Source organism: Dactylosporangium sp. NPDC049140, assembly GCF_040648435.1.
Map to the genome: position 1 here is coordinate 1 of NZ_JBEZDS010000132.1, position 3919 is coordinate 3919.

General features: G+C 71.5%; 5 protein-coding genes. All 5 read right to left on the reverse strand.

The window, feature by feature from the left end:
* The coding region (locus tag AB0B76_RS58720) for a GTP-binding protein (protein ID WP_360395110.1) at positions 1-134 on the reverse strand (134 nt) is incomplete at its 3' end.
* Complete coding sequence (gene cysD / locus AB0B76_RS58725; RefSeq protein ID WP_360395098.1) at positions 135-1043, reverse strand: sulfate adenylyltransferase subunit CysD; 909 nt, start codon at positions 1041-1043, stop codon at positions 135-137.
* 15 nt (positions 1044-1058) lie between these two features.
* Positions 1059-1859, reverse strand: coding sequence for a 3'(2'),5'-bisphosphate nucleotidase CysQ (locus tag AB0B76_RS58730; protein WP_360395101.1), 801 nt, complete (start codon positions 1857-1859; stop codon positions 1059-1061).
* Positions 1859-2872 (reverse strand): sugar transferase, encoded by a 1014-nt coding sequence (locus tag AB0B76_RS58735; RefSeq protein WP_360395104.1) that lies wholly within the window; start codon positions 2870-2872, stop codon positions 1859-1861. The genes AB0B76_RS58730 and AB0B76_RS58735 overlap by 1 nt, the downstream gene beginning before the upstream one ends.
* A 369-nt stretch (positions 2873-3241) precedes the next feature.
* Complete coding sequence (pth, locus tag AB0B76_RS58740; RefSeq protein WP_360395107.1) at positions 3242-3829, reverse strand: aminoacyl-tRNA hydrolase; 588 nt, start codon at positions 3827-3829, stop codon at positions 3242-3244.
* Positions 3830-3919: the final 90 nt, after the last annotated feature.

A 3919-nucleotide genomic window follows, 5' to 3' on the forward strand; every position in this document is an offset into this window, starting at 1 on the left:
GCCTCCAGCTGGTCCTCGAAGATCGCCTTCGAGTCGTACAGCAGCCGCCCGATCAGCGTCGACTTGCCGTCGTCGACCGAACCCGCGGTCGCGAACCGCAGGAGGTCCATCTGGCGCTCCAGCACCGCGGTCATTTAGAAGTACCCTTCCCGCTTGCGATCTTCCATCGCGGCCTCGCTCACCTTGTCGTCCCCGCGGGTCGCCCCGCGCTCGGTGATCCGCGTCGCCGCCACCTCGTCGATGACCTTGTCGATCGTGTCCGCGTCGCTGCGGACGGCGGCGGTGCAGGAGGCGTCGCCGACCGTGCGGTAGCGGACCCGCTCCACGAACGGCGTCTCCCCGGCCTTCAGCGGCAGGAACTCGTTTATCGCGTACAGCATCCCGCCGCGGTCGACGACCTCGCGGTCGTGCGCGTAGTAGATGCTGGGCAGGTCGATGCCCTCGCGGGCGATGTAGTGCCAGACGTCCAGCTCGGTCCAGTTGGACAGCGGGAACACCCGGATCGACTCCCCCGGCGCGATCCGGGCGTTGTAGAGCGCCCACAGCTCCGGCCGCTGGTTGCGGGGGTCCCACTGCCCGAAGTCGTCGCGGAAGCTGAACACCCGCTCCTTCGCCCGTGCCTTCTCCTCGTCCCGGCGCGCCCCGCCGAAGAGGGAGTCGAAGCGGTACTTCTCCACCGCGTCGAGCAGCACCGGCGTCTGGATCCGGTTCCGCATGCCGTCGGCCGACTCGCGGACCATGCCCGCGTCGATCGCCTCCTGCACGCTGGCCACGATCAACTGCACGTTGAGTTCCGCGACCCGGCGGTCGCGGTACTTCAGCACCTCGGCGAAGTTGTGACCGGTGTCCACGTGCATGACGGGGAACGGGATGCGGGCGGGCGCGAACGCCTTCTCGGCGAGGCGCAGCATCACGATCGAGTCCTTGCCGCCGGAGAACAGCAGCACCGGCCGCTCGAACTCGGCGACCACCTCGCGCATGACGAACAGGCTCTCCGCCTCGAGAGCATCCAGGTGTGAGACCCGGTAGGGCGGCCGGCTCATGAGTTGCGGGACCTCTCAGCTGTTGATCGCGGCCAGCAGTGACGGCGCCAGTGCCTTCCGACACACCACCAGGTCAGGCAGGCGGGGGTCGGGCTGGTTGTATTCCAACGTAGTCCCGTCGATACGGGAAGCGTGCAGGCCCGTGGCGAGAGCCACAGCGACCGGGGCGGCGGAGTCCCACTCGTACTGCCCACCGGCGTGGACGTAGGCGTCGACGGCCCCGTCGATGACCGCGGCGATCTTGGCACCGGCCGAGCCCATCGGCACCAGCTCGATTGGAAGTTTCGCGGCGAGGGTCTCCAGCAAGGCCGGCGGGCGGGTGCGGCTCACGGCCATCCGGATCGGCTCGCCCTGCACGCCGGGCATCGGCGGGAACGGCGGCGGGGCGTCGGTGCCGAGCACGCAGTGCTGGGCGGGCAGGGCCACGGCGCCGGCGGTCAGGCGGCCGCGGGCCGCCCCGGTCCCGGACGACGAGGCCGGTGTCGCCCGGCAGTAGAGGGCCACGTGCACGGCCCAGTCGGCCCGCCCCTCCTCGCCGAACTCGCGGGTGCCGTCCAGCGGGTCGACGATCCAGACCCGCTCGGCCTGCAGCCGGGCCGCGCTGTCGGCGCCCTCCTCGGACAGGATCGCGTCGGCCGGGCGCCAGCGTGTGAGCTGCTCCACCAGCAGCTCGTGCGAGAGACGGTCGCCCGCCTTGCGCAGCGCGGTGGGGTCGGCGTACCCCATCTCCTCGCGCAGCTTCAGCAGCAGGTCCCCGGCCCGCTGGGCCAGCCAGCGCGCGAAGCCCCCGTCGGTGGCGGGTGGTAGATCGGTCATCAGTAAGCTCCAGCCCCTCGGGTCACCGCACTCAGCGTCCGCAGCATGATGACCAGGTCGAGCGAGAGCGACCAGTTCTCCACATACTGCAGGTCGAGGCGAACCGCTTCGTCCCACGATAGGTCCGACCGGCCGGACACCTGCCACAGGCCGGTCATCCCGGGCCGCACGGCCAGCCGGCGCCGGGCGTCGTCCGGATACACGGCGACCTCCTCCGGCAGCGGCGGGCGCGGCCCGACCAGCGACATGCTGCCGCCGATCACGTTGAGCAGCTGCGGCAGCTCGTCGAGCGAAAACTTTCGCAGAAGTCGCCCGACGCGGGTGACCCGCGGGTCGTTGCGCAGTTTGAACAGCGCGCCGTCGACTTCGTTGAGGTGCCGCAGCTCCGCCAGGCGGGCCTCGGCATCGATGTGCATCGTTCGGAACTTGAAGATCACAAATTCGTGACCGTCCTTGCCCATTCTTACCTGACGGAACAGTACCGGTCCGGCGGAGTCCGTGCGAACCGCCAGCGCCAGAATCGCCAGAAGGGGGCTGGCCAGCACCATCGGCAGCGCCGCACCGGCCCGGCCGGCGAATGCCTTGACCGGTCGGCGGGCCCCGTTCAGGGTCGGGTGTTCGACGTGCAGCATCGGCAGACCGTCCACCGGGCGAATGGTCGTCCGGCTGCCGGCCACGTCGATGAGCGTGCCGGCCACGATGAGGTCGATGTCGTCGCGCTCCAGGTGCCAGGCCAGCCGGCACAGCGCGTGGCCGTCCAGCTCCCGGCAGGACAGCACGAGCACGGTGTCGGCCCGGGCCGTACGCACCGCGCCCGCGACCTCGTCGAAGCGGCCCAGGATCGGTACGCCGGCGACCTCGCCGGCCTCGAGCAGGCAGGCGCCGACCACCTTCAGGCCGTGGTACCGCTCGCGCCGCAGCTGCCGCGCCATGGCCTCGACCGCGAGCTCGTGGCCGACGACGACCCGGCGCATGCACGCCCCGCGCCGCTTGCGGGCCCACCGCGGGCGCACGGCCGGCCGGGCGGGCCTTCGCGGCGGGCGGCGGGGCGGCGTCAGGCTCCCGGCGGACGTTTAGCGTGCGCTCCTCGCGGCGGACGTTTGGCGTGCGCTCCGCGCGGCGCGCGGCGCGGGGCGCGGGGCGCGGGGCGCGGGGCGCGGGGCGCGGGGCGCGGGGCGCGGGGCGCCAGGGCGATCCTCACGGCGGAGATGGGCCGGGCGGTGGAACCCGTCCAGCGTTCGTCCGCTGTCGATCGCCACGCTGCCTCCTTCAGAAGGACCGTTTCCATCAAACGGTGCAACCTCGGGTACAACGTGCAACTCGGACATTCGTCACGCCGACCGGTGATCGGGACGTCGTTATTGCATGGACGAAAGTGTTGCCTACTCCGCGTGATATCGATTCTGGGCGGCCTCGAGCCCCTGGTCGATTATCATCTCCACCGCGTCCGCGGCGCGGTCCACGAAGTAGTCCAGCTCCTTGCGCTCGACCGCCGCGAAGTCGGACAGCACGAAGTCGGCGGGGTTCTGCCGGCCCGGCGGGCGGCCGATGCCGAAGCGGACCCGCAGGTAGTCCTTGCCGCCCAGCGAGCTCGACATCGAGCGCAGCCCGTTGTGGCCGCCCTCGCCGCCGCCCTGCTTGATCCGCAGCTGGGTCCACGGGATGTCGAGTTCGTCGTGTACGGCGATGACCTGCTCCCGCGGCACCTTGTAGAACTGCGCCAGGCCGGCCACGGGGCCGCCGGCGAGGTTCATGAAGGTCAGCGGCTTCACCAGCACCAGGCGCGGCCCGCCGACGCGCAGCCGGCCCTCGGCCACGTCGGCGACCGTCCGGCGGTGCTTGCCGAAGCGCAGCCCGGCCCGCTGGGCGAGGAGGTCGGCGACCATGAAGCCGACGTTGTGGCGGTGGCGCGCGTACTCCGGGCCGGGGTTGCCCAGCCCCACGACGAGCCAGGGTGCGACGTCGGTCACCGGGTCTCCTCCTCACACAGCAAAGTCGCGGCCGCCCGGAAGGCGGCCGCACCCGCACCGTAGCACGCGGCCGAGTCCGTCAGGACGAAA